We start from the raw sequence: 21,862 nt of genomic DNA on the forward strand, positions 1-21,862 counted from the left end.
ATTCAAGGGTGGGGGCGGAGCCGTATGGCCGACGAGATCACGTACGAGCACAAGACCGTGAAGGCGGTGCGCGGCACCGACGGCAGGGTGATCTCGAAGATGCGGGAGGAAGGCTGGGAACTCGTCGAACAGTCCCAGGGCAAGGTGCGCACCACCCTCGAATTCCGCCGGCCGAAGAAGCCGCTGCCGCGCGCCCTGATCGTCTCCGTGGCCGGCGGGTTCGTGCTCCTGGCCGTCGTCATCGGGATCGGCGCGGCGCTTGAGGGGGGAGGGGACGCCGAGGGCGGAGCGGACAAGCCTTCGGTGGCCGGCGCGAGCGCGGCACCCTCCGCCCCGTCGACTCCGACCGCGGCGGCGCCCCCCGCCCCGTCGGCCGCCGCGGAGGTGATCACGACTCAGAACAGCCCGGAATTCGCGGCGCTGCTGAAGACACCGGACTCGTGCGACCAGGCGAACCAGGACTTCGCGACCAAGCACGCGGGCAGAACGATCGCGTTCGACGGCTCGATCGTGAACGTGGCCCCCCACGGCAGCTACGACACGCGCTACGACTTCCTCCTGGGCCCGGGCGACAAGGGGGCACAGACGGGGATCGGCCCGGCCTTCAAGTACGAGGACGTCAACGTCCCCGGCCTGAAACTGACCGGCCCGAACACCCCGGAGACCGTCCGCGCGGGAGACACGTTCCGCTTCGTCGCCCGGGTGGGCGAATTCAGGGCGAAGCAGTGCCTCTTCCTCCTCACCCCGGTCTCGACGGAACCCCGATAGCGGAGCGGGCGGCCACTGCCTGCTCCGGAAGCGGCCCGTCTGAAACCATCCCCGGATGATCAGCAAGCGCGTCACCCATCGCGTCGTGGACGGCGTACGCATACCCGGGACCTGGCGGTACGCCTTCATCCGCAACGGCCGGTACTTCCTGACCGAGCTCTTCATCTACGCCGACGGCCTGATCGACTGCTGGGGCCTGATCACGATCGAGGAGTTCGAGGAGCAGCTCCGGACCGGCCGGGTGGCCACCGAGATTCCGGACGGTGCCCCGGCATCCGTGCACGGGCTGGCGTCCTGGACGTTCGGCGAGCCCCGCACCCGGCTCACCCCCGAACTGTTCGCCGCAGAAGTCCGCGACACCATCGACCAGTTGAACGGGCGGCCCGACTCGACGGCCCGCTGCCTGGCTGCCGTGGACGCCTTCCTCGCCGACAGGACCGAAGCGAACCGGATCGCGGTGCGCACCGCCTTCCTGGCGATCCCGATCACACGACGCCGCTTCGCGCTGGGTGACATGGACCGCAAGGACCGGCCGCTGCGGGTACTGGTCGCGGGGCCCGGAGGAGACACGTACCTGCCGAGCGATGCGCCCGTCACCCAGGACGCCTACGACAGGGCCCTGGCGTACTTCGAGGACCGTGCCCGCCGGCGGAGCGAACGGCCCACCCGAGTCCCGGCCGCCGTCGCGTCGGCCTCCGCGCACGTTTCGGTGGTGCATCTGCACGACCCGTATCCGAACGAGCCCACGGCCGATCGCATGGCCGCGCCCGGCGCGAGGAAACTGCGGAACGAGCATCCCGCCCCGATCAGCGTCGGAGGGGTCGACTATCCGTCGGTCGCCCACGCCTACCGGGCCCTGTCGGTCGCCGACGCGGAGGTCCGGGACGCGGTCACGACGGCGGACACCACGGCGTCCGTACGGGAGCTCGCGCGCGGGGCGCGGCGTCGCGAGGGCTGGGAACACGCGCGGACCTCGGTCATGACCGGCCTGCTGCGGGCCAAGTTCGACCGGCACTCCGAGCTGGCGGAGATGCTCGTGGCGACGAAGGACGCCACCTTGCTCTACGACGACGTGGACTCGGATTTCTGGGGAGAGAACAGCGGGCGAGGACGCAACTGGACGGGCCGGCTCCTTGAGCTCGTCCGCTCCGACCTGCACGCGCGGCAGGCCGGAATTCCCGCGCCGTGATCGCGACAGGCGCCGCATCCGCCAAGCTCGCGGATGACGGTCTCGGCCCACGTCCGGCCGTTGTGATGACGGAGCCCGGGAGCATGTCCAGCTCCCGGGCTCCAGCTTGCCACCCAATTGCGCACACCGGCGGCGTTTAAGAACCGCGGGTCACGTTGAGATCGACGTGTTCTGCCTTTGAACTACAGCGCCACGAGTGAGGCGCCGAGGGGACTTGAACCCCCATCCGTCGATGTTCGCCCACGCTCGGTCGATCCGGTGTTCGGCGGCGAATACTGAGACTGGAGCGAGAATCTGAGTTTCACGGGGCCGCCTCTGCCAGGCTTGGGCCACCCCCGCACGTGGTGCGGGGAGAGGGATTCGAACCCCCAACTGACACCCCTTGATCAGCTTCAACATCAGTTTCAGCTTGCGCTCATCGCGCACCCTCCGCTCGCGACGGAGGGCGAATGTGGCGGCTACCGGAAGAGGTAGCCGAAGACCGCGTCGCCGACCCGTTGGTCGGTGACCTCGGTGTTGTTCGCCTCCTCGCGGGCGAACTTGACGGCCTGCTGGAGCTTCTCGACGCGGTCGAGGAGCTCGTTGACCCGCCGGGCGGGCAGCGCGCCGGAGAACTTCACCGTGGTCCAGTAACCGACGGGGACGTCCTCGTAGTACACCTCGACCTGGGCCGGGTGCTTGTCCGTGGCCTCGGCCTTCACGTGGTTGCGCGGGACCTTCTTCGTGCGGATGGTGCGCACCGGGTCCGTCTTCCACGCGTCCGTCGAGGGGTCCAGGTTCCACGACTCGGATGCGTCGAGCACCGGCAGCTTGCGCACGAAGGTGTGCAGATCGGTGAGCTGCTTCTCCAGGAACAGCAGGTACGGAACGGGCACCTGGGCCAGGAGCACCGTACCGTCGACCACGACGTCCGCGACTGCCGAGCGGTTCGCCCAGTCCTTCGTCGCGGTCACGTCGAAGAGCCGCGTCAGCGTCCCGGCGGTCGTCCGCAGGGCGTCCTCGGCCTTGATCTGCACCCGCGTGGACTCGGGAGGCAGCTGCTCGCCCTCCTCGTCCTTGGGCTGGTAGGTCCGGGAGATGCCGGCCAGCAGGGCGGGCTTCTGCACGTCCTGGTGAGCCTGGGTGAGCTCCTGGAGGGCCTTGGACTTGACGCCCTTTTCGACAGCGATGATCTGATTCAGCTTCGGCACATCGCGAACCTAACAACATCGCGCCGCACGCACATCTGAATTACGGACCATCCCTGGAGCGCCGCGCGCGACCCCGACCGAACCAAGCGGACGATGCGGTTGGTGGGGCGCCTGATGATGCCCGGATCCTCCCGCTGATCGGGGCTCGGCCGGGCCGCCCGGGTTACCAGAGCGGCGCGAGGGCGCTCTCCCTGAAGGGTTGGGGCGAGACGCTCATGTCTCCGGCGTAGGGGCAGTCCAGGACGATGACGAGCAGGAGGCTGAAGCCGATGAGCGCGGACACCGAGCCGACGAACAGCAGCCGTACCCCTTGCCGGCGGACTCCGTACAAGAGCGTGATCAGGACGATCACCGCGGCTCCCCCGAAGATGAGCACCTGGAGGAGGACAGGGAGTTCGTCGTGGCTCTGGGAGATCCTGGCCCGGCGCTGGGCGGCGACCTCGTTGAGGCTGTCGAGCGCCTTCTCGTAGAAGGCCTGTTCGGGGAAGGTGCGGGGTTGGTAGGCGGCGAGGACGCGGTAGAGGTCGTCGACCGCCTGTGAGGTGGCGGCGGCGTCGCCGCGGCCGGCCCGCATGAGCGGCCACTGTCGCTCGACGACCGAGTGGACGTAGTCGTGCACGCAGGCGTGCACGGCGCCGCGCGTGACCGGTGGGAAGGCCTGGGCGTCGCGGACGATCTGGGACACGGCGCTGGCCTCGGTGGCGACGACGGTCTTCGCGGTCTGGAGGTCGGTCCACAGGTTGACGATGACGAAGGCCAGGATGATGCCGTAGATCGCGCCGAACATCCCGAGGACGACGCCGACCATGTCGTTGTTGTCGCCGGTGGCCAGGGTGGGCAGCAAGCGCGTGGTCAACAGGCTGCCGACGAGCGCGAGGACGATGATCCCGCCGACCACCAGCAGTGCCAGCCACGGGGTTGGCAGGTGGTTGAGCAGCCACAACTTCACGTGATCCCCTCCACGGGCCGGCGTCACCTTCCCGTGGCCGCGGGTCGGGGTCAGCCTCCGCCACGCGCCGAATCGATTCATCGCACCCGTACGGACCACCGCCCCGGGCCGCCACGGCCCTGGATCCGTGCTCCTCGCTGACGCGCGGGACGTGCTCAAGGCCTCCTGCTCGGAGCGCGCCGGGTTCGGTACGCCTGTGGTTCGGGAAACCCCGTCCGCAGCCGCCTCACGGTGGCCCTACCGGACCACGGTGGCGATCCGATGCCGCGACCGGGCCCCGGGGCAGCGTGTACGGCGACCGCTGTCCACGCTCTAGGCTGGGCGCCGATCGGCCCCGGGTGCGGGGTCCCGTGGGGTGGGGAACAGGATGTCCGTAGAACGTGACATAGCGGGGATGCTCCAGCAGATCGCCCGCGGGCAGGACGCCGTAGAGATCGCTCCCCAGGGCTCCGCGCGGAAGGCCGCCGCCCTCGCCCACGTCGCGGAGCGGTACGGCTACACGTACGGCGCGGCGTACCGGACCGGGTTCAGGAACTCGCTCGTCCAGGTCCGGATGGACCGGGACACTCACCCCGACGCGCGCGCCCGCGAGGCGGCCACCGTCGCAGCCCATCCGCGGGCGGGCAACGGCGGGGCGGTACCGGGGCTGGAGCCGGGCTCCCTGAAGCCGCTCCCCGACGCGGTCGACGCCGTGGCCGTGATGAAGGACCTCGTCACCTTCGACGTCATGGCCCTGTACGTCGTCGACCGCCGCCAGAAGGTGCTGGGCTACCTCGCCTGCGCCGCACTGACCGTCCTCCTGCTCCTGGACAGGTCGCCGGCCGAGGCGGTCCTCTCCGGCGGGGCGGTCGCGCTGTTCTTCACCGCGGCGTTCCGGACGGGCACCGTCCGACGCCGGACGATCGCCCGGCGGCTGACGAACGCCGGGTTCCACGCGGTACGGGACCACCGGGGCGGCCTGCGGTTCCTGCGCCCGGAGCAGCGGTTGCCGTGACGGGCGGGGGCCGGGGCGCGGGCCGTGACGGGCCGGGGCCGCGGCCCGGGGTGCCCGCCCCGCCCCCACCCGGCCGAGCCGGAGGCGCGCCGGATCGGCCGAGCGGGGGCGTGCGTGCGTGCGTACGTGCGCGCAGGAGCGGACCGGCCGGTCAGGCGGTACAGCGGATCATGGTCAGCGGGCGGTTCCCGGCGTAGTCCTGCCAGTACTCCTCGCCGAACTCCGCCACACCGGCCTCCGACACGTCCAGGCGGACCCACTCGACCGCGGAGAACCCGGCCGCCGTCAGCGTCTTCTCGTACGTCTCCCGGGACGGCACGGTCGCCTCGAACGACACCTGCGGCTCCAGCAGGGCCGTGAGGCGGATCCCCCGGCCGATCTCGTTGTCCTTGCCGGTCGACTCGCACAGGAAGCCGTACTTGGCCAGCGAGGGACCGTCGAAGTCGAAGTCCGGGCTCTGCACGAAGAGGAAGAACGAGCCGCCGGGGGTCAGGCTGCGGTGGATGTTGCGCATCATCCGCTCGATCTCGGCGACGTCCTGGGCGTAGTTGAACGCCTGCACGGCCACCGCGACGTCGAAGGGCTCCTCGAAGGTCCGCAGGCCCGCGGTGTCCCCGACCTCGTACGCGATGCCCAGGGGTTCCGCCCGCTCGATGGTCTCGGCGGCGTCGACCATCGCGCCGGAGATGTCGAACCCGAGGACCCGGGACGCGCCCCGGCGGCGCAGCTCACGGCTGTAGAAGCCGGTCCCGCAGGCGATGTCCAGCACGGACTTGCCCGTCACGTCCCCGACCAGGGCGAGGAAGCCCGGCACCTCGGCGTAGCGGATGATGGGCAGGGTCTTGAAGCCCTCGAAGGCTTCCCCGATACCGTCGTACAGCTGTCCACTCATCGTGGTGGTTCCCCTCGATTTGTGGCGTCGGCTCCTGAAATGAGCCGCGGCCCGTGGAGGAAGTTTCATCCGAGGGTGGACCCGCGCCGTACTGGCTGAAGATCCAAAAAGAGACCCCCGTCGATGTGCGGAGATCCCTCCAATTCGCCCCGTACGGAGCGGATTTCACCGAGCCGGCGTGTTCCGTTTCGCTTTCGGACCCTTGCCCGGTGCGATCTGCGCCACCGTACGGCTGTTCCGCTTCGGGTGGACGCCCCGCTTCCCGGCGGGGCGGTCCGGTGGGACCATGACGCCACCGGCGGTACCCGCCGGCGTCACCGTCCTGGAGTCCCCATGAACATCAGGCTCCTGCCCACCCGGCCCCATCGATTCCTCGCCGCCGCCGTCACCGGGTTGCTGCTGACAGGCTGCGACGACGGCGCACCGGCCCCGCCGGCCCCCACCGCCCGGCCGACCGGCACGCTCCATTCGCCCTCCGCCCCTCCGCCGGCGACCCCCGAGCCCGCCACTCCCACCCTCGCCGCCACATCCACCACCCCCACCACACCCATCACGCCCACCGCACCGGCCATACCCAAGCCCACCTCCACCCGCGCGCCCTCGGCACCCGGAGCGGCCGAACCGGCCCTCGGGGCGGGCCTGCACCCGCTGTGGCCGTTCACCACGCCCGCGCAGGTACGGGACTGGCAGCGGGCCTACCGCGAACGCGGCCACCAGCCCTGGCACCTGGACGCGGACCAGACCGCGCTCTCCTTCGTCCGGGGCTACCTGGGCTTCGGGGAGATCGACCGCATCGCCTCGCGCTCCGTCAGCGGACGGCACGCCCGGATCGGCGTCGGCCCGAGCGCTCCCGAGGAGGCCCGTCGTAGCACTGCGGCGGTCATCCACCTGGTGCGGTACGGGACGGGACCGGACGCCCCCTGGGAGGTGGTGGGCACCGACGACACGACGTTCACGCTGACCGCGCCCGCGTACGGCGCCACGGCGCGCTCCCCGCTCCGGGTCGGCGGACGCATCACCGGCGTGGACGAGAGCATCAACGTGCAGGTGCGCCAGCCGTCGTCGGCGCGCCCCCTGGGCACCGCCTGCTGCGTCCCGGCCGGCGGCTCGGAGCAGCCCTGGACCACGACCGTCTCGTACACCCGCCCCACCGACGAGGTCCTGACCCTCGTGGCCTCCACCGGCGGCCACCTGACGGAAGTCGAGCGCTTCACCGTCACAGCCATCCGCACCCGCTGACCGGTCCGCCCGCTTCGCGGCCACCCCGCACCCTCGCAACCATGACGGCCCGGTGGGCGTCTTTCGCAACGCAGCTCATGGGGCGTGGTGGGACGCGAGGACGGGGGATGTCCGTGGGGGTCCGCAGGGTGGCGAAGGGCGTGGGCGACTTCGTGATCGAGGCGCTGGGAGAAGCCGTCGGCGAGTTCGTCCTCAGCCTTCTGGCCTGCGCTCTGCTCGGCTGCCTGGTCCTCGTCGCCTACCTGGCCTGGTCCTTCAGCCCCCGCCTGACGATCGCGGGCGCCGGAGTGCTCGGCCTCCTCCTCGCGCATGGTGCCTGGCAGACCTTCCGTACCTCCACGAAGGGCCGCCGGCGAGGGCTCGCCACCCTGACGGCGGCCGCCTTCGGTGCGACCGCGATCACGGCGATCTTCCTGCTGCTCTACGGCACGGGCTGCGACTGCTGGTGAAGGCTGTCCTCGGCCCGGCGCCCCGGGTCGGCTCGGCTTCCCGAGCCCGGCGGCGGTGCCGCTGCGGGGGGTCATGCCGGGACGGGCTGGTCGCGTCCGTCGGTGGGGGTGGGCGTGGGGGATTCGTCGTCCCCTTCGTCGTCGTCGGGGCAGTACGGGCACCAGAGCAGCAGGCGGTTGTGGGTCCGCGCCACCCAGTTGATGCCCAGGGTGAGGCAGAGCGCGAGAACGAGGAAGACGCTCGCGATCCATGCCACGTCACCCAGGCCGACGGCCCCGTACAGCGGCCCGAAGGACAGGATCAGGAGGAGGGCGAGGGAGACGACGTACGTCGGCAGTGATCCGAACAGGCTGTGGGACGCGCGCAGCGCCCATCGGGAGCCGCGGTGTTCCTCGGCGGCCTCCTGCGGGTCGAGCGGCATCTCCTTGACGCATTCGGTGCAGGGCGGGCCGAAGTGGTGTCGCAACTGCGTGAGGGCGGAGAGGCCGAAGACCGTCTGGCCGAAGGCGGTGACGAGAAGGCCCAGGGGGGTCGCGTAGGTGAGCGGGAGGGTGCAGATCACGAAGGCGACGGCGACGGCCTGTATGTGAAGTCCGTAGTGGCGGTGTCGCACGCGGGCCATCCTTCTGCGCCGATCGGTCATCTCGCGGTCTCCTTCGTCGGGTTGGTGTGGGCGGGGGTCGCAGGGGCGGCGTCGGCCTCCCGCGGGACGAGGGACACCACGAGGTCGGTGTCCATCGCCTCCGCGACTCTGCGCAGTACGTCCAGGCTGGGGAGGCTCTTCGCGGCTTCCAGCCGGGAGACGTGCGGCTGTCTCATGCCGGCCGCTTCCGCCAGGTTGCGTTGGGACCAGCCGAGTCGTGTCCGGCGGTCGTGCACCGCCTGGGCGATGCGGTAGGCGAGGTCCCGCTCGTCGAGTTCGTCGTCAGCGTCTGTCCGGGGCATACCGCCAAGGGTATGTATACCGCGAGTGGGATGCAAGGGTCCGTCAGGAGCGTGTTCTTCCGGCGGGGTTGCGCGGCCTCACCGACCCCCCGGCGCGACGTGGTCCCTGACTTCCCGGTAGACGGCGGCATCGGTCGGGAAGGAGGTGTGCTGGACGCAGGACGCCCTGGTGTTCAGCGCGCCGGCGAGGGCGACGCTCTCCTCCGGCTTGACGATGCTGTCCCAGGGCGAGCGCCAGGTGGCGTATCGCGGGCTTCCCGGCGTCTCGTCACCGGAGTTCAGCGCGGCGAGGAAGCTCGACACCGGTCGCATTTCCGCACAGGCGGCCCCGCCGCACAGGTACGCGGCGTCCGTGCCGTGGTTGGGGCCGGCCAAGGACACCCACGCGTCGACCTTGAGGTCCCCACCCAACTCCTTGAGGTAGTGGCGGGAGGACAGGCCGCCCATGGAGTGGGTGACCAGGTCGACCTTGGCGGCGCCGGTGTCCGCCCGGACGTGGTCGACCACGTCGGCCAACCGCGAGGCGGTCGTGGCGTTGGACTGGTTGGTGGGGTAGCTCCACTGCCGGAGGCGCTCGGCGGGCCAGCCGTCGCGGCGGAACCGATCGGCCATGGTGTTCCACGTGGAACCGTCGCTGTTCCAGCCGTGTACGAACACGATCGGATCGGGCAGCGGCGCCGCGTGCGCGGGCGCCACCGGTGCGGCGCCCTGTACGAGCGCGAGGAACGAGAAGGCGATCACGGGCGCCACGCGGCGCGGGGTCTTCGTCACAGGCGGGGTTGTAGCGGCAACGGGCATCGGGGCGTAACGCCGTATGACCTCACGTCACCCGTCGGGCCGATCCCGATTCACTCCGGCGGGAGGTTCCGTACGGGCGCCGGTCGCGTGGCGTTCAGGACCGTTCCGGTCGGCGGCGGCGTGTGGCGCGTACGCCCCCGAGCCGCAGGGCGATGACGGCGGTCCCGGCGACGGTCGCCACGCAGAGGGTCGTGTACGCGTCCGGCGTCCAGGTCCACAGCGCCCCGGGGCCGACGAAGGCGAGGGCGGCCACCAGGACGGCCGGGGGAGCGGCGCCCGCGAGGGACCACAGGACGGCGGGGGCGACGCGCCGCGAGCCGCCCCGGCGCAGCAGGCGCAGCGCGTGCAGGGCCTCGGCGAGGAGGACGAGGGCCACGGCGGTGAGGCCCCAGACGGTGGCGTGGTAGCCGGCGGCGGAGGGGGGTTCGCCGGGCGTTCCGCCGGCGAGGACGCGGGCCGCGCCGAACCCGACGTCCATGACGGCGCCGTCGTGCAGGAGGCCGTGCAGGTTCTGCTGCAGGACGAGGGCGAGGCCCCGTTCCGGCAGGAGGAAGATCATCGCGGAGTAGCCGGGGGTGGCGCCCGTGTGCCAGACGGCGGTGTCGAGCGGGGCGTCGAGGCCGCCGACGCGCCAGCCGAGTCCGTATCCGGTCTCGGCCCCGGTAGCGGCGTCTGAGTCGGCGCCGGCTCCGGAGGGGTCGAGCCGGCCGGAGCGCCGCATGAGGCGGACGGACTCGGCGGACAGGACCGTGCCGCCGTCAGCGGTCTTTCCCGAGCGCAGTTGGAGGGCGGCGAAGGCGGCGAGGTCGTTCAGGTCGCCGCCGGTGTAGCCGTAGGCGGCGCCGTCGTCGTCCACGCCGTCGACGATCGCGGACGGTACGCCCCACAGGAGTTGATGCCCCGGCGGGAGGTTCCGCTTCCGGGCGGAGGACCGGTCGACGATCGCCCCGTCCATGCCGGCCGGGCGCAGGACGCCGTCCCGGAGGTGGTCGGCGAAGGGCCGGCCGGTGAGGGCTTCGACCAGCGCGGCCAGGACGAGGTAGTTGGCGCTGGTGTAGGCGTACGCGGTGCCGGCCGGGCCCAGGGGGCGTACGTCGTCCAGCGCGGCGATCCGGTCGAGGGCGTCCGGGCAGTCGGCGTCGACGCAGTCCGTGATCGCGAAGGTCGCCGATTCCGGTATGCCCGAGGTCTGTTGGAGCAGGTGGCGGACCGTGACCCGGCCGGCGTGGTCGCGGCCGCCGAAGCGGAAGGCCGGCAGGTGGTCGACGACCCGGTCGTCGAGTCGCAGCCGGCCGTCCTGCACGAGCGTCATCACGGCGCTCGCGGCGATCGGCTTGGCGACCGAGCCCCACAGGAAGGGGGTCGCGGCCGTGACAGGCCGGCCGTACCCGTCCGTGCCGTGGGACCGGGCGTGGATCGGACCGTCGGGGCCGACCACGGCGTAGGCGAGGCCGGGTGTGCCGGTGGCCCGCATGCGCTCGCGTACGTAGGAGTCCATCGCCGCGAAGCGGTCCGCCGGCAAGGGCGGGTGCGTCGCCGCCGCCGCGGACGCCCCGCCTAAGGCGAGCAGGGCGAGCAGGAGGGCGGCCACCGCCGCGGCGGCGCGTCGCAGGGAGTGTCGACCGGTGTGGCCAAGAGTGCGGCAAAGGGTGCGGCCAAGGGTGTGGGGCATCGGTGGGCCTCGCGCTTCCGGGGGGCGTGACGGATAACCGTATGTCGATACGGTTATAGCCGTACGCTGGTACGGTTATCAAGTGCCGCGAACCGCCGACCACGAACAACGCCGCCGTCAGATCGCCGACGCCGTCAGCCGGTTGATCTCCGAACAGGGGCTCGACGCCGTCACCGTCGCGCGCACGGCCGCCGCCGCGGGCATGTCCGTCGGCCTGGTGCAGCACTACTTCCGCACCAAGGACGAGATGCTGCTCCACACCTTCCGCGAGGTCTCGGCCCGCATCCGCGCCCGCGTCGAGGCACGCATCCGGGACGGGGTCGCGCACCGGCGCTCCCTCGCGGGGGTCATGGCCGACGTGATGACCGAGTACATCCCCCTGGACGAGGCCCGTCGCGCCGAATACCGCGTGGCCCGCGCCTTCGCCGGCCGTGCCCTCGACGCGCCCGCGCTGGCCGACGTCGACACCGAGAGCGCCCGGCGGATGCGCGAGGACATCGCCCGCGCCGTCCACAACGGCAAGGAGTGCGGGGAGGTCGACGAGGCGCTCGACCCGCGGTCCGCCGCCGTACGCCTCGCCGCCGTGATGGAGGGACTCGCGCTCCAGGTCTACCGCGAGCCCGAGGCGGAGGCCGTCGCCGGGTTCGTGGCGCCCCTGCTCGAAGCCGAGCTCGCCCTCGTCTTCACCGGCGCGTGCCGCCAGTACACGGCCTGAGCGGCCCGCCCCGCGCCGCGGGGGACCACGCACCCGGCGCACCCGGAGCTGCCCGGCGTCGGGCATGGGGCGCCCGGCGTCAGGCCGGGGGCACCAGACGGTTCTCGTGGGCGAAGACCACGGCCTGGATCCGGTCGCGCAGCCCCAACTTGGGCAGGATCCGCCCCAGATGGGACTTCACCGTCGCCTCCGCGAGACACAGGGCGGCCGCGATCTCCGCGTTGGACAGGCCCCGACCGACCGCGACGAGCACCTCGCGCTCCCGGCCGCTCAGCCGGTCCACCCGCTCGTCGCGGACGGCGCCCCCCTCGGCCGGCCGCGTACGGAAGTCCTCCACCAGACGCCGGGTGATCCGCGGGGAGAGCGCCGCGCCGCCCGCCGCGACGTCGCGGATCGCGCCGAGCAGCTCCTCGGGCCGGGCGTTCTTCAGCAGGAAGCCCGAGGCCCCGGCGGCGAGCGCGTCGAAGGCGTACGCGTCCAGGTCGAAGGTGGTCAGGATCAGCACCCGGCTCCCCGGGGAGGCCTCGACGATCCGACGGGTCGCCTCGATCCCGTCCGTCCCGGGCATCCGCACGTCCATCAGTACGACGTCGGGCCGCAGTTCCCGGCAGAGACGGACGGCCTCGGCGCCGTCCGTGGCCTCGCCGACCGGCGTCATGTCGCTCTGGGCCCGAAGGACCGTCGCGAAGGCCATCCGCAGCAGCGCCTCGTCGTCGGCGATCAGGACGCGGATCGTCATACGACGACACCCGCCCCGCCGCCGTCGAGCAGGAGCCGGGTCCGCACGCCCCAGCCGCCCCCCGGAAGCGGACCGGCCGCCAGCGTCCCCCCGTACGCCGCCGCGCGCTCGCGCATGCCGGGGATGCCGTGCCCGGACGGCTCGGCGGGAGGGAGCGCCGGCCGGGGGCCGCTGTCGACGACCTCCACGCCGACGCTCCCGGCCGAACACGCGACCAGGACCGTCGCGCGGGTGCCCGCGGGGGTGTGCTTGAGGGCGTTCGTCAAGGCTTCCTGCACCAGGCGGTAGACGGTGAGCTGCGCGGTGGCCGGCACGTGGGCGTGGCCGCCGCGGACCTCCAGGCCGGTCGGCAGCCCGGCGGCGGCCATCTGGTCGGCCAGCGCCCCCAACTGGGCGATGCCCGGAGGCGGATGACGCTCGGCCTCCGGCTCGTCGGCCCGCAGCACCCCCAACGAACGCCGCATGTCGGTGAGGGCCTGCCGCCCCGTCTCGCAGACCTGCGCCATCGCGGCGGTGGCCCGCTCCGGGGACCCGTGCTGCGCGCAGAGGGCGGCGTCGGTGAGCGCGACCATGACGGACAGGTTGTGGGTGACGATGTCGTGCACCTCGCGGGTGATCCGCGCCCGCTCCTCGGCGACCGCGAGCAACGCCCGCTGCTCCTGGTACAGCGCGAGGCGCTCGGCCCGCTCCCGCACGGCGACGAGATGGGCCCGGCCGGTCCGCACGTTCACCCCGAGGACGGTGGCCGCGACCACCATCGCGGAGAGCGCGACGAACGGGGCCGCGAACGCTCCGTCCCGCGCCCAGCGCAGGCAGGCCGCCACGGCCCCGGCCTCCACGACGGCCGCGGCGAGCAGCGCGCCGCGCCGGCCCGTGTGCGCGGCCGCCGTGTACAGGGCCACCAGCAGGGCGACGTCCGCGGCCAGGGGGACGTCCGCGAGCCACTGGACGCAGGCCGCGGCCACCACGGCGGCGAACACCGCGAGCGGGGCCCGGCGCCGCCACACCAACGGAAGCGCCAGGGCGGCGGTGAGCGCCGCCGCCACCGGCAGCTCCCGGGCCGGGTAGGTGCCCACGACGTGGAGCAGGAGCAGCGCCGGCAGCGCCGAGTCCCACACCGGGGGCGGTACCCGGTCCCGGTGGCGCACCGTCACACCCCCTCGCCGATCGGTCGTCGTGCCGGCCCGGCCGGGGCCGCCACCGCGTACAGCCGCAGCGTAGGCGGCCCGTCCCCGCCGCACATGAGCCCGACGTCGCATCGCACCGTGCCGGGGTACGACCACAGGAGGAGACCCGCTACCTCCCACGGTCGCAGTCCGACCGCCTCGCCGGGGCGGCCCGTTGCCACCCCGGTCGCGATCGGCGACTACCCCGGGCCGATGTGGCGGCGCGGACGCGGCGCCGAGCATGGCCGGGTGACCGAAACCATCCCCGGGCTCCACCTGTCCCTCCCCGAACTCCTCCTCCTGCTGGGCGCCGTCACGCTGCTCGTGGCGCCCCGACTCCCCCCGGCCGCCCGCCGGCCCGGCGCCTTCGCGGCCGGAGCGCTCCTCGTGCCGTCGGCGCTCGTGTCGGCTGTCGCGGGGATCCGCTGGCAGATGGTGCCGGTCCTGGCCGGCGCCGCCCTCGCCGGCGCCGCGTACGCCCTCCCGCCCCTGCTGCGGCGCGGGCGGCGCCGTACCGGCCGACCGGCGCGCCGGACCCGTCGCCGGCCGGCCCTGCCGGCATCGCTGGCCTGCGCCGGCCTGATCGCCACCGGCCCGGTCGCCGCCTGGGCCTTCCCCGTACCCGTCTTCCCCGAACCGACGGGCGACTTCGCGGTCGGCACCCGGGTGGTGCAGTGGACCGACCCGCTGCGCCCCGAGGGGTTCACCGCCGCCCCGGACGACCGGCGCACCGTCGTGGTCCAACTCTGGTACCCGGCGCGACAGAGCCCCGCGGACGTCCCCCGGGCCCGGTACCTCGGGCGCACGGGCGACGAGGCGCGGACCGTCTCCGAGGCCCTCGCCGGCGGGGTCGGCCTGCCCGGATTCCTGCTCGACGGCCTTTCGAAGGCCCGCGGCCACGCGGTCGTCGACGCCCCGCCGGCCGGCGGGGCGCGGCGGTTCCCGGTCGTCCTGTTCTCCCCTGGATCGGGCGGGGTGCGGACCCAGAACACTGCCTGGGCGGAGGAACTCGCGAGCCACGGCTACGTGGTCGCCGCCCTCGACCACCCGTACGACTCCACCGCCGTCCTCCTCACCGACGGCCGCACGATCCGCGCCACCACCGCCTCCTCCGGGGACCGCGACCGGGACGAGGAACTCGCCGCCGGCTGGACCGCCGTACGGGCCGCGGACCTCGGCTTCGTCCTCACCCGACTGGAGCGCCTGGACCGCGGGGAGGACGCCGACCCGCTGACCGGCCGCCTGGACACCGGCCGCGCCGCGGTGACCGGCCACTCGCTGGGCGGAGCCGCCGCCCTCCGGGCGGCCCGGCAGGACCCCCGGTTCGCCGCCGTCATCGACCTCGACGGCTACCCCCACGGCCCCACCGAGCCCGCCCTGCGGCAGCCGGCGCTCGCGCTCACCCAGGAGATCACCGCCGACACCGACCCGCGCTACCTGCCCCGGCTCACCGAGGCCCTCGCGCACAACACCGCCACGAGCCACCGGCTCACCATCCCCGGGGCCGGGCACCTCACCTTCACGGACGGCCCCCTATACCTGCCGCCCGTCCCCTCGATCGTCGGCACCCTGGGCCGCACCGAAAGCCCCCGCGTCGTCGCCGCGGCCACCCTCGCCTTCCTGGACGCCACCCTGCGGGACCACCCCACCGACCCGACCGAAGCCCTCCGGCCCCACGGCACCCTCACGACGTCGGGCGCCCGACACACCGCGCCACCCACCCGGTGATCACCCACCCGGTGATCACCCACCCCGCACCCCGTCCTGGCACGAGGCCCGCCGGCCAAGGGAGTTGAGACCCTCGTGAGACTCCGGCCGGTGTCGCCGCCCGTAACGTCGTTGGTGTCCGCCTCTGACGTCAGGGGGCAGAGGCCCACCCCATCGGGGTGAAGGATAGTGAGGGGAATCATGATGCGACGGATGCGGATCGGCCTGCTCGGGGGAGCGCTCGGCCTGGGCGCGATGCTGCTCGCGGCCGTTCCGGCTTCGGCGGCGCCCGTCTCGGCCGGCTCGGCCGACTCGACGGGGAAGGTCCACCTCGTGACCGACGGAGCCACCGCCCAGGCGTCGGCCGCGGCCGCGGGCTGCCGCTACGGGGGCTACATCATCTACTCGAACGGTCGGGTGGTGCACGTCATCATCTGCGATGACTGACAGGCTCCGTTGACGACCGGCTCCGGGAGGCCCCAGGCCTCCCGGAGCCGGCGGAATGCCCTCTTCGGCCCTGCCCGACCCGTAGCATCACCGGAAGTGGACCTCACGCTCCGTGGTCCGCCCGCTACGGCGTCCGACGGCCGGGAGGTCCGCCATGGAACGAGGAACATCCGAGCCCGCGTTACCCTCCGCGTTAGCCCACACGTTGCCCCACACCTTGCCCAACCCCGGGCAGGACGAAGTCCGGGAACGGGTGACGACCCTCCTCGCGACATCGGATCCCCCCGCGGTCATCGCCATCGTCGGCCCCCTCGGGTCGGGCAAGAGCACCATCTTGAACGGACTCGCCGCCGGCCGACCGGTCCTCGCCGCCCCTCAGGACGATCCGAACGCCACCCTCCGCGAGGCCTCCCACAGCGCACACCCGGTCGTCTACCTCGACGACGACGCCGACGGGCCCGGCCTCGCCGGGACACCGCGCGAGCGACTTCGCGGCCCCGACGGGCACGACGTGCACGTGGTCCTGACGAGCAGGCACCCCCTGCCCGGCGCGACCACCGTACGGGTCCCACCCTGGACGGGCCCGCAGGTCCGCGAGCTCGCGGCCTCGCTCGGCGTGACGGCCGGCCTCGACCTCGTGGTCGCGCTGGCCGGCGGGCTGCCCCGCGTCGCGGCCGCCCTGAGCCGAGCACTGCTCGCGCCGACACCGCACGAGGTCCCGGGCGCCGTCGCCGACCGCGCGCTGCGCGAGCTCCTGGCCGAAGTCCCCCTGGACCGTCACCTGTCGGACGTCGTGGAAGTGCTGGCCGCCATCGGGCGCGGGGACGAGGAACTGCTCTCCGAGCTGGTGGAGCCGGCCGCAGCCGCGGACTGGTTCGCCGCGCTCACCGACCTCGCCCTGATCACGGTCACCGAATGCGGGCCGGCCGTCGTCGAGCCGTACCGTTCCCTCCTCGACCTCCGCTACCGCTGGCGTCGCCCGGTCGCGCACCGCGCCGCGATCACCCGGGCCGCCGCCCGCAACCTGCGCCTGCTGGACGCGACCACCGACGAGCCCCGCCGGCAGGCACTCGCGCAGCAAGCGCTCCACCTGACGGACGACCCCGTCATCCGTCAGGCGCTGTTCCCGCCCGCTCCCCGCCTGCCCACCGTACGACCGGCCCGGCCGGGCGATCACGACCGCATCCTCGCCCTGGCGGACCAGTGGGCCCGAGGCCTCGGCCACAGCACCGCCCGTACCGGACGGCTGCTCGACGCCTGGCTCCGGCACACCCCCGACGGCTTCCACGTGGTGTGCGACCAGGCCGACGAAGCCGTGGGCATGACCAACACCCCCCTGCTCGACGACGCCTCGATGGCCGTCATCGAACCGGTGACCCGACAGCACACCGACCGGCTGGCCCGCGGCGACGGCGGTTCCTTCATCGGCATGGCGGCGTGCGCGGACGGACACCCACAGGCGCACGCGGCGCTGCTGCGCCGCATCCTCGCGGACGGCATCGCCCGGCGGCGCATGGTCGTGGCCACGCCCTCGCCCGACTACCAACGACTGGTGCGCCGCCTCGGCTTCGCCTTCGTCGGCACTCCGCGCGGGGACACCTGCGACGGGGGAGGCGCCGCGGAGATCCACGAACTGGCGTTCCCCACCCCCGACGGCCTGACCGCGTGGCTCGGCCGGATCGCGGCCACCGGCCTGACCACCCAGCCCTCGCCGACCCTGCGCTGGTACGTGGCCGAGGTCCGCAAGGCCCTGGAACACCTCGCCGACCCGGTACGCCTCTCCCGGAGCCCCCTGTTGGCCTCGACGACCACCCCGACCGCCGCGGCGCTGCGCCGCGCGCTGCTCGACGCCATCGCGGCCCTGAGCGCCTCCGACGATCCGCGCACCGCCCAGGCCGGCCGGATCCTGGACTCGTACTACGTGCGCCGCCGGTCCGACCACGTGGGCGTCGCACACCGTCTGCACCTGAGCCGGGCCACGTACTTCCGCCGCCTCGACCACGGCCTCGCCCGGATCGCCGAGTCCACCTTCACCGGTGACCGGACGTGGTGACCGGGACGTGGCGACCGGACGTGGTGACCGGACGTGGTGACCGGACGTGATGGCGCCTCGGCTCCGCTCCGCCGGTCGTCGCGAACTGCTCAGTCCCTCGCTTCGCGGACGTCCCTCCCCTCCTCGGCGAACGCCTTGAAGTCCCGCATGTGTTGGAGCGACTGCCTGCGGAAGGCTCCGGGCATCAGAAGTCCCACCAGCCGCATCGGCAGGCTGCTGAAGCGGTACTCGTTCTCGCTCACCCAGAGCGTCGTGTGCGCGCCGGCCTCGGTCAGCCGGTCGCGCGTGACGCTCCACATGCCCTCGGCGACGATCTCGCGGTCGAAGTGGACCACGCTGCCCGCCGGGATCCCGTGCGGGTCCGCCGGTTCGCGGCGCGTGATCGTCTCGGTGGCCTCGAAGGTCCGCTTCCCCGTCCGCATCACCACCCGCGACGTGGTCCCGACCTCCCCGTGCACCCCGCTGAGCGGCTCGTGCAGCACCAGGCCCCTCAGCCACATCGGCAGGTGCGCCGGGTCGGAGAGCAACCGGACCACCCTCTCCCGCGGCTGGGCGACCTCGATCGAGACCGTGTACTTCACGACAGACTCCTTCTGACTCTTCGGGTTCCTGGACGAACGGGCGACGCCCCGGCTGATCCCTGACCCGCAGGAGGGGTTTCCTAACAGGACCACCGCCGGGTGCCGCCGGCTCGGGACCGGGGATCCCGGCCCGCGGTAGTGGACTTTCGGCAGTGCCGCGCGCCGGCCGGGTTCCGTAGGGTCGCGTCCGTGAGAGAAACGATCATCACCCGGGCGCCGGCACCCGTACTGTCCGCAGGCCTCTTCGTCGGGGCGATGGCGGCCGTCGGCACGGGCGCCGCCACGTTGTGGTGGGGCGTACCCGCGGCGGTCTGCGCCTTCCTCGCGGGGTGGCAGCCGGGGCGGAACCGGAGCACGGGGGTGGCCTTCGTCGGCGTGCTCGCGGCGGCCGTGGTGGCCGTGCTCCTCGTGCCCGCGTGGCTGGGCTGGGCGAGCCGCTTCGTGGGGTTGCTGCTGGTGGCGGCGATGCTGCCGTGGTTCGCGGGCCGGTTCCTGCGCCAGTACCGCGAACTGGTCCGGGCCGGATGGGACCGGGCCGCGCGGCTGGAGCGGGAGCGGCATCTGGTCGCCGAACAGGCCCGGTTGCGCGAGCGGACCCGGATCGCGCAGGACATGCACGACCTCCTCGGCCACGACCTCAGCCTCATCGCCCTGTCCGCGGGGGCGCTGAAGCTGGCCCCCGGCCTGTCCGAGGAGCACAGGGCCACCGCGCGGGACATCCGCGCCAGGGCGGCCGAGGCCGTCGACCGGCTCGGCGAGGTGATCGGCGTCCTGCGCGAGCCGTCGGACCCGGTTCCGGGCTCCGGACCCGGCGCCGGGCGCACCGAACCGGAGGGCCCGGAGGGGCTGGAGGGTCTGGACGGCCTGGTGGACCGGGCGGTCGCGGCGGGGCTCGACGTCCGGCTGCGGGTGGAGGGCGCAGCGGCGGCCGTCGACGCGCCGCCGGCCGTCGGACGGGCCGCGCGGCGCGTCGTCCAGGAGGCGCTGACGAACGTCGCCAAACACGCGCCCGGGCACCGGGCCGACGTCGTCGTCCGGCATGCGGAGGGACGCACCGACGTCAGCGTGACGAACGCGCCGCCGCCCGCCCCCGCGTCCACGTCCCCCCACGACCGCGCCGCGCCCCAGGACCGCGCCGCGCCGGAGCACGCGGTCCCGGCAGCCGGCGAAGGCCACCGCTTCGGGCTCATCGGCCTGGACGAACGCGTCCGCCTGGCCGGTGGCACCTTCACCTCCGGCCCCGAGGGCGGCGGGTTCGCCGTCCGGGCCACCCTCCCGCACCGCCCCGGGGCGGTGCCCCCGCCGCGCCGGGGCGCCGAGCCCGGCCGTCCGGGCGACCCACTGCCGCCGGAACACCGCAGCGCCCGCCGCCGGCTGGGCCGTACCGCCGCCGCTGCCGTCCTGGTGCCCCTGTGCACCTGCGCGCTGCTCATCGGCGGGGTGCGGGTGTGGGACACCGTGACGGCACGGCAGTCGGTCCTCGCCCCGCAGGACTACGCCCTGCTGTACGTCGGCCAGCCCCGCGCCGACGTGGCGCGCCACCTGCCCGAGCGCCAGACCACGCGCCGCCCGGCCGCGCCCACGCCGGAGCCGCAGGGCGCGGCCTGCGCGTTCTACGTGCAGACCGCCGACCCCTTCGACGACCGCTCGGGGGACCTCTACCGGCTCTGCTTCCGGGACGGGCGCCTGGTCTCCACCGACACCTACACCGGGAAGGACGTCCGATGATCCGGATCCTGATCGCCGACGACGAACCCATGATCCGCGCGGGCGTCCGCGCGGTCCTCGCCACCGACCCCGGCATCACCGTCGTCGCCGAGGCGTCCGACGGTCGGCAGGCGGTGGAACTCGCCCGGCTCCACCGCCCGCAGGTGGCCGTCCTCGACATCCGGATGCCGGGCACCGGCGGTCTGGAAGCCGCCGCCGAGATACGCAGGACCGTCCCCGAAACGGGGGTCGTGATGCTGACGACCTTCGGCGAGGACGAGTACATCCTGCGCGCCCTGAGCGAGGGCGCCACCGGATTCCTGATCAAGTCCGGCGAGCCGGAGGAACTGATCGCCGGTGTCCGGGCGGTCGGTGACGGCGCCGCCTACCTGTCACCGAAGGTCGCGGCCCGGGTCGTCGCGCACCTCGCCGCCGGCGGGACGGGAGCCCGGGCCCAGCGCCGTTCCGCGGCCCGCGCCCGCGTCGAGGCCCTCACCGCGCGGGAGCGGGACGTACTGGGCTTCCTCGGCAGCGGGTTCTCCAACGGGCAGATCGCGCGCCGCCTGCGCCTGGCGGAAGGGACGGTGAAGGCCCACGTCAGCTCGATCCTCGCGCGCCTCGGCGTCGACAACCGGGCCGCTGCGGCCGTGGTCGCGCACGAGGCCGGCGTGGTCCCGGTGCCGTCCGACCGGCTGCCGTACGCCGACGGCTGACACCACCCGCAGGGCGAGCGGCCCCAGGAGGAGCCACACGGTCACGACGGCCGTGGCTCCGAGCGCCGAACCCGCCAGGACGTCGTGCGGATAGTGCACCCCGACCAGCACCCGCAACAGCGCGGCCGACGCGGCCACCGGCAGGGCCACGGCCGCGAGCCGGGGCCGTATCAGGACCACGCCGACGGCCAACGCGACGGCCAGGGTGGCGTGGTTGCTGGGGAACGACCAGTCGCCCGGCTCGGGACACGGTGCGAGGGCCGCGACCCCCGACAGCGCCCGACAGGGCCGTTCCTCGTCGACGAGGAGCTTGACCGCCTCACTGACCCCGTAGGCGACGACGGTCCCCGCGCCGACCGCGACCACCCCGGCCAGGCCCCGCGCGTCCCCGCGGCGCAGGGCGCGTACGCCGATCCATGCCAACAGCAGGCCCAGGAACAGCAGCGTGCCCTCGCTCGCCGCCTCCAGAACGGTCCCCGCCCACGACGGCCCGTCCGCCACGCTCCCGGTCAACGCCCGGTGCACCCGCACCGACAACCCCGCGGTGACGCGCACCGGTTCGTTCGTCCCCGCCACCCCGTCGGGCGCCGACCGGACCACGACCGCCGCGCCCACACCCGCCGCCGCGGCCGCCATCGCCGACCGTCGACCCCATCCGTACCGCTTGCTCGCATCCATGCCCCGACCGTAGGAACCCGGCGGCCGGCGCACCCCGGCCGAACGGCACCCCGCCACCCCGACGATCGTCAGGGTTGACCGGCACGGGCACAGGGTTGTCGGCGCCCGGCGCCCGGCGCCCGGCGCCCGGCGCCCGGCGTCAGAGTCTCGCGCGCCTTGGCGCCGACAGCTGACTGCGCGGGCCCCCGGCCTCTCGGGCGAGAACGGACGTGAATGTTCGAGATGGGTGAATCCATTCGAAATGCGTACTGAGCCGGCAAAGGCTGATCT

Annotated in this window: 22 protein-coding genes and 1 pseudogene; 12 read left to right on the plus strand and 11 right to left on the minus strand. The window is 73.5% G+C overall.

The genetic code is table 11. The features are described 5' to 3' along the window. The first annotated feature begins 24 nt into the window (after positions 1 to 24). Both AB0D01_RS06060 and AB0D01_RS06065 read left to right on the plus strand, forming a co-directional pair. Entirely contained in the window at positions 25 to 768 is a 744-nt protein-coding gene (locus tag AB0D01_RS06060) for a DUF4839 domain-containing protein (protein ID WP_363053826.1), read from the plus strand. A gap of 55 nt (positions 769 to 823) precedes the next feature. After that, on the plus strand, positions 824 to 1,957 hold the full coding sequence (locus tag AB0D01_RS06065; RefSeq protein ID WP_363053827.1) for an NADAR family protein: 1,134 nt from the start codon (positions 824 to 826) through the stop codon (positions 1,955 to 1,957). 458 nt (positions 1,958 to 2,415) lie between these two features. Here AB0D01_RS06065 and AB0D01_RS06070 read toward each other — a convergent pair whose 3' ends face one another. Then, on the minus strand, positions 2,416 to 3,147 hold the full coding sequence (locus tag AB0D01_RS06070) for a hypothetical protein (RefSeq protein WP_363053828.1): 732 nt from the start codon (positions 3,145 to 3,147) through the stop codon (positions 2,416 to 2,418). Between the two features lie 163 nt (positions 3,148 to 3,310). Then, a complete protein-coding gene (locus tag AB0D01_RS06075; RefSeq protein WP_363053829.1) occupies positions 3,311 to 4,096 on the minus strand; it encodes a DUF4239 domain-containing protein in 786 nt (261 codons plus the stop codon). A gap of 367 nt (positions 4,097 to 4,463) precedes the next feature. On the opposite strand from AB0D01_RS06075, the gene AB0D01_RS06080 reads away from it, so the two are divergent. Beyond that, a complete protein-coding gene (locus AB0D01_RS06080) occupies positions 4,464 to 5,090 on the plus strand; it encodes a hypothetical protein (RefSeq protein ID WP_363053830.1) in 627 nt (208 codons plus the stop codon). Between the two features lie 151 nt (positions 5,091 to 5,241). On the opposite strand, the gene AB0D01_RS06085 is transcribed toward AB0D01_RS06080, so the two are convergent. Then, the gene (locus AB0D01_RS06085; RefSeq protein ID WP_363053831.1) at positions 5,242 to 5,982 is read right to left on the minus strand and encodes a methyltransferase domain-containing protein; all 741 of its coding nucleotides are present in this window, start codon (positions 5,980 to 5,982) and stop codon (positions 5,242 to 5,244) included. 333 nt (positions 5,983 to 6,315) lie between these two features. On the opposite strand from AB0D01_RS06085, the gene AB0D01_RS06090 reads away from it, so the two are divergent. Together AB0D01_RS06090 and AB0D01_RS06095 are read left to right on the plus strand one after the other, a co-directional pair. Continuing rightward, positions 6,316 to 7,221, plus strand: a complete 906-nt coding sequence (locus AB0D01_RS06090; RefSeq protein ID WP_363053832.1) for a hypothetical protein — start codon at positions 6,316 to 6,318, stop codon at positions 7,219 to 7,221. A gap of 107 nt (positions 7,222 to 7,328) precedes the next feature. Continuing rightward, on the plus strand, positions 7,329 to 7,670 hold the full coding sequence (locus tag AB0D01_RS06095) for a lysine transporter LysE (RefSeq protein ID WP_363053833.1): 342 nt from the start codon (positions 7,329 to 7,331) through the stop codon (positions 7,668 to 7,670). A 71-nt stretch (positions 7,671 to 7,741) separates the two neighbouring features. Here AB0D01_RS06095 and AB0D01_RS06100 read toward each other — a convergent pair whose 3' ends face one another. The 4 genes from AB0D01_RS06100 to AB0D01_RS06115 form a co-directional block, all read right to left on the minus strand. Beyond that, positions 7,742 to 8,284 (minus strand): hypothetical protein, encoded by a 543-nt coding sequence (locus tag AB0D01_RS06100; protein WP_363053834.1) that lies wholly within the window; start codon positions 8,282 to 8,284, stop codon positions 7,742 to 7,744. 26 nt (positions 8,285 to 8,310) lie between these two features. Further along, positions 8,311 to 8,616 carry a helix-turn-helix transcriptional regulator gene (locus AB0D01_RS06105; RefSeq protein ID WP_363053836.1) on the minus strand — a complete coding sequence of 102 codons (306 nt, stop codon included), beginning with the start codon at positions 8,614 to 8,616 and terminating at the stop codon, positions 8,311 to 8,313. A 78-nt stretch (positions 8,617 to 8,694) separates the two neighbouring features. Continuing rightward, on the minus strand, positions 8,695 to 9,387 hold the full coding sequence (locus AB0D01_RS06110; RefSeq protein WP_363053837.1) for an alpha/beta fold hydrolase: 693 nt from the start codon (positions 9,385 to 9,387) through the stop codon (positions 8,695 to 8,697). Between the two features lie 121 nt (positions 9,388 to 9,508). Beyond that, positions 9,509 to 11,086 carry a serine hydrolase domain-containing protein gene (locus tag AB0D01_RS06115; RefSeq protein WP_363053838.1) on the minus strand — a complete coding sequence of 526 codons (1,578 nt, stop codon included), beginning with the start codon at positions 11,084 to 11,086 and terminating at the stop codon, positions 9,509 to 9,511. Between the two features lie 82 nt (positions 11,087 to 11,168). Here AB0D01_RS06115 and AB0D01_RS06120 point away from each other — a divergent pair, with 82 nt between their 5' ends. Further along, entirely contained in the window at positions 11,169 to 11,801 is a 633-nt protein-coding gene (locus tag AB0D01_RS06120; protein WP_363053839.1) for a TetR/AcrR family transcriptional regulator, read from the plus strand. Positions 11,802 to 11,880: 79 nt separating this feature from the next. Here the strand turns inward: AB0D01_RS06120 and AB0D01_RS06125 are convergent, their stop codons facing one another. Continuing rightward, the gene (locus tag AB0D01_RS06125) at positions 11,881 to 12,540 is read right to left on the minus strand and encodes a response regulator transcription factor (RefSeq protein ID WP_363053840.1); all 660 of its coding nucleotides are present in this window, start codon (positions 12,538 to 12,540) and stop codon (positions 11,881 to 11,883) included. Then, positions 12,537 to 13,694 carry a histidine kinase gene (locus AB0D01_RS06130; protein ID WP_363053841.1) on the minus strand — a complete coding sequence of 386 codons (1,158 nt, stop codon included), beginning with the start codon at positions 13,692 to 13,694 and terminating at the stop codon, positions 12,537 to 12,539. Before AB0D01_RS06130 ends, AB0D01_RS06125 begins: the two co-directional genes overlap by 4 nt. A 225-nt stretch (positions 13,695 to 13,919) precedes the next feature. On the opposite strand from AB0D01_RS06130, the gene AB0D01_RS06135 reads away from it, so the two are divergent. The 3 genes from AB0D01_RS06135 to AB0D01_RS06145 all read left to right on the plus strand — a co-directional run bounded on the left by AB0D01_RS06135 (position 13,920) and on the right by AB0D01_RS06145 (position 17,913). Further along, positions 13,920 to 15,434 carry a hypothetical protein gene (locus tag AB0D01_RS06135; protein WP_363053842.1) on the plus strand — a complete coding sequence of 505 codons (1,515 nt, stop codon included), beginning with the start codon at positions 13,920 to 13,922 and terminating at the stop codon, positions 15,432 to 15,434. A gap of 180 nt (positions 15,435 to 15,614) precedes the next feature. Further along, positions 15,615 to 15,860, plus strand: coding sequence for a hypothetical protein (locus tag AB0D01_RS06140; RefSeq protein WP_363053843.1), 246 nt, complete (start codon positions 15,615 to 15,617; stop codon positions 15,858 to 15,860). Between the two features lie 334 nt (positions 15,861 to 16,194). Further along, a complete protein-coding gene (locus AB0D01_RS06145) occupies positions 16,195 to 17,913 on the plus strand; it encodes a hypothetical protein (protein WP_363053844.1) in 1,719 nt (572 codons plus the stop codon). Between the two features lie 89 nt (positions 17,914 to 18,002). On the opposite strand, the gene AB0D01_RS06150 is transcribed toward AB0D01_RS06145, so the two are convergent. Then, positions 18,003 to 18,494: an SRPBCC family protein gene (locus AB0D01_RS06150; protein ID WP_363053845.1), complete on the minus strand. Its 492-nt coding sequence runs from the start codon at positions 18,492 to 18,494 to the stop codon at positions 18,003 to 18,005. A 189-nt stretch (positions 18,495 to 18,683) separates the two neighbouring features. Between AB0D01_RS06150 and AB0D01_RS06155 the strand changes: the two genes are divergently transcribed. Together AB0D01_RS06155 and AB0D01_RS06160 are read left to right on the plus strand one after the other, a co-directional pair. Then, on the plus strand, positions 18,684 to 20,222 hold the full coding sequence (locus tag AB0D01_RS06155) for a histidine kinase (protein WP_363053846.1): 1,539 nt from the start codon (positions 18,684 to 18,686) through the stop codon (positions 20,220 to 20,222). Further along, positions 20,219 to 20,914 (plus strand): response regulator transcription factor, encoded by a 696-nt coding sequence (locus AB0D01_RS06160; protein WP_363053847.1) that lies wholly within the window; start codon positions 20,219 to 20,221, stop codon positions 20,912 to 20,914. The genes AB0D01_RS06155 and AB0D01_RS06160 overlap by 4 nt, the downstream gene beginning before the upstream one ends. Positions 20,915 to 20,953: 39 nt before the next feature. On the opposite strand, the pseudogene AB0D01_RS06165 reads toward AB0D01_RS06160, so the two are convergent. Further along, positions 20,954 to 21,469 (minus strand): annotated as a pseudogene (locus AB0D01_RS06165) (phosphatase PAP2 family protein); the annotation flags it as partial. Between AB0D01_RS06165 and AB0D01_RS06170 the strand changes: the two are divergent. Then, entirely contained in the window at positions 21,360 to 21,605 is a 246-nt protein-coding gene (locus AB0D01_RS06170; RefSeq protein ID WP_363054037.1) for a hypothetical protein, read from the plus strand. The pseudogene AB0D01_RS06165 and the gene AB0D01_RS06170 overlap by 110 nt on opposite strands. Positions 21,606 to 21,862: the final 257 nt, after the last annotated feature.

This window comes from Streptomyces sp. NPDC048606 (genome assembly GCF_040650855.1).
GTDB lineage: Bacteria > Actinomycetota > Actinomycetes > Streptomycetales > Streptomycetaceae > Streptomyces.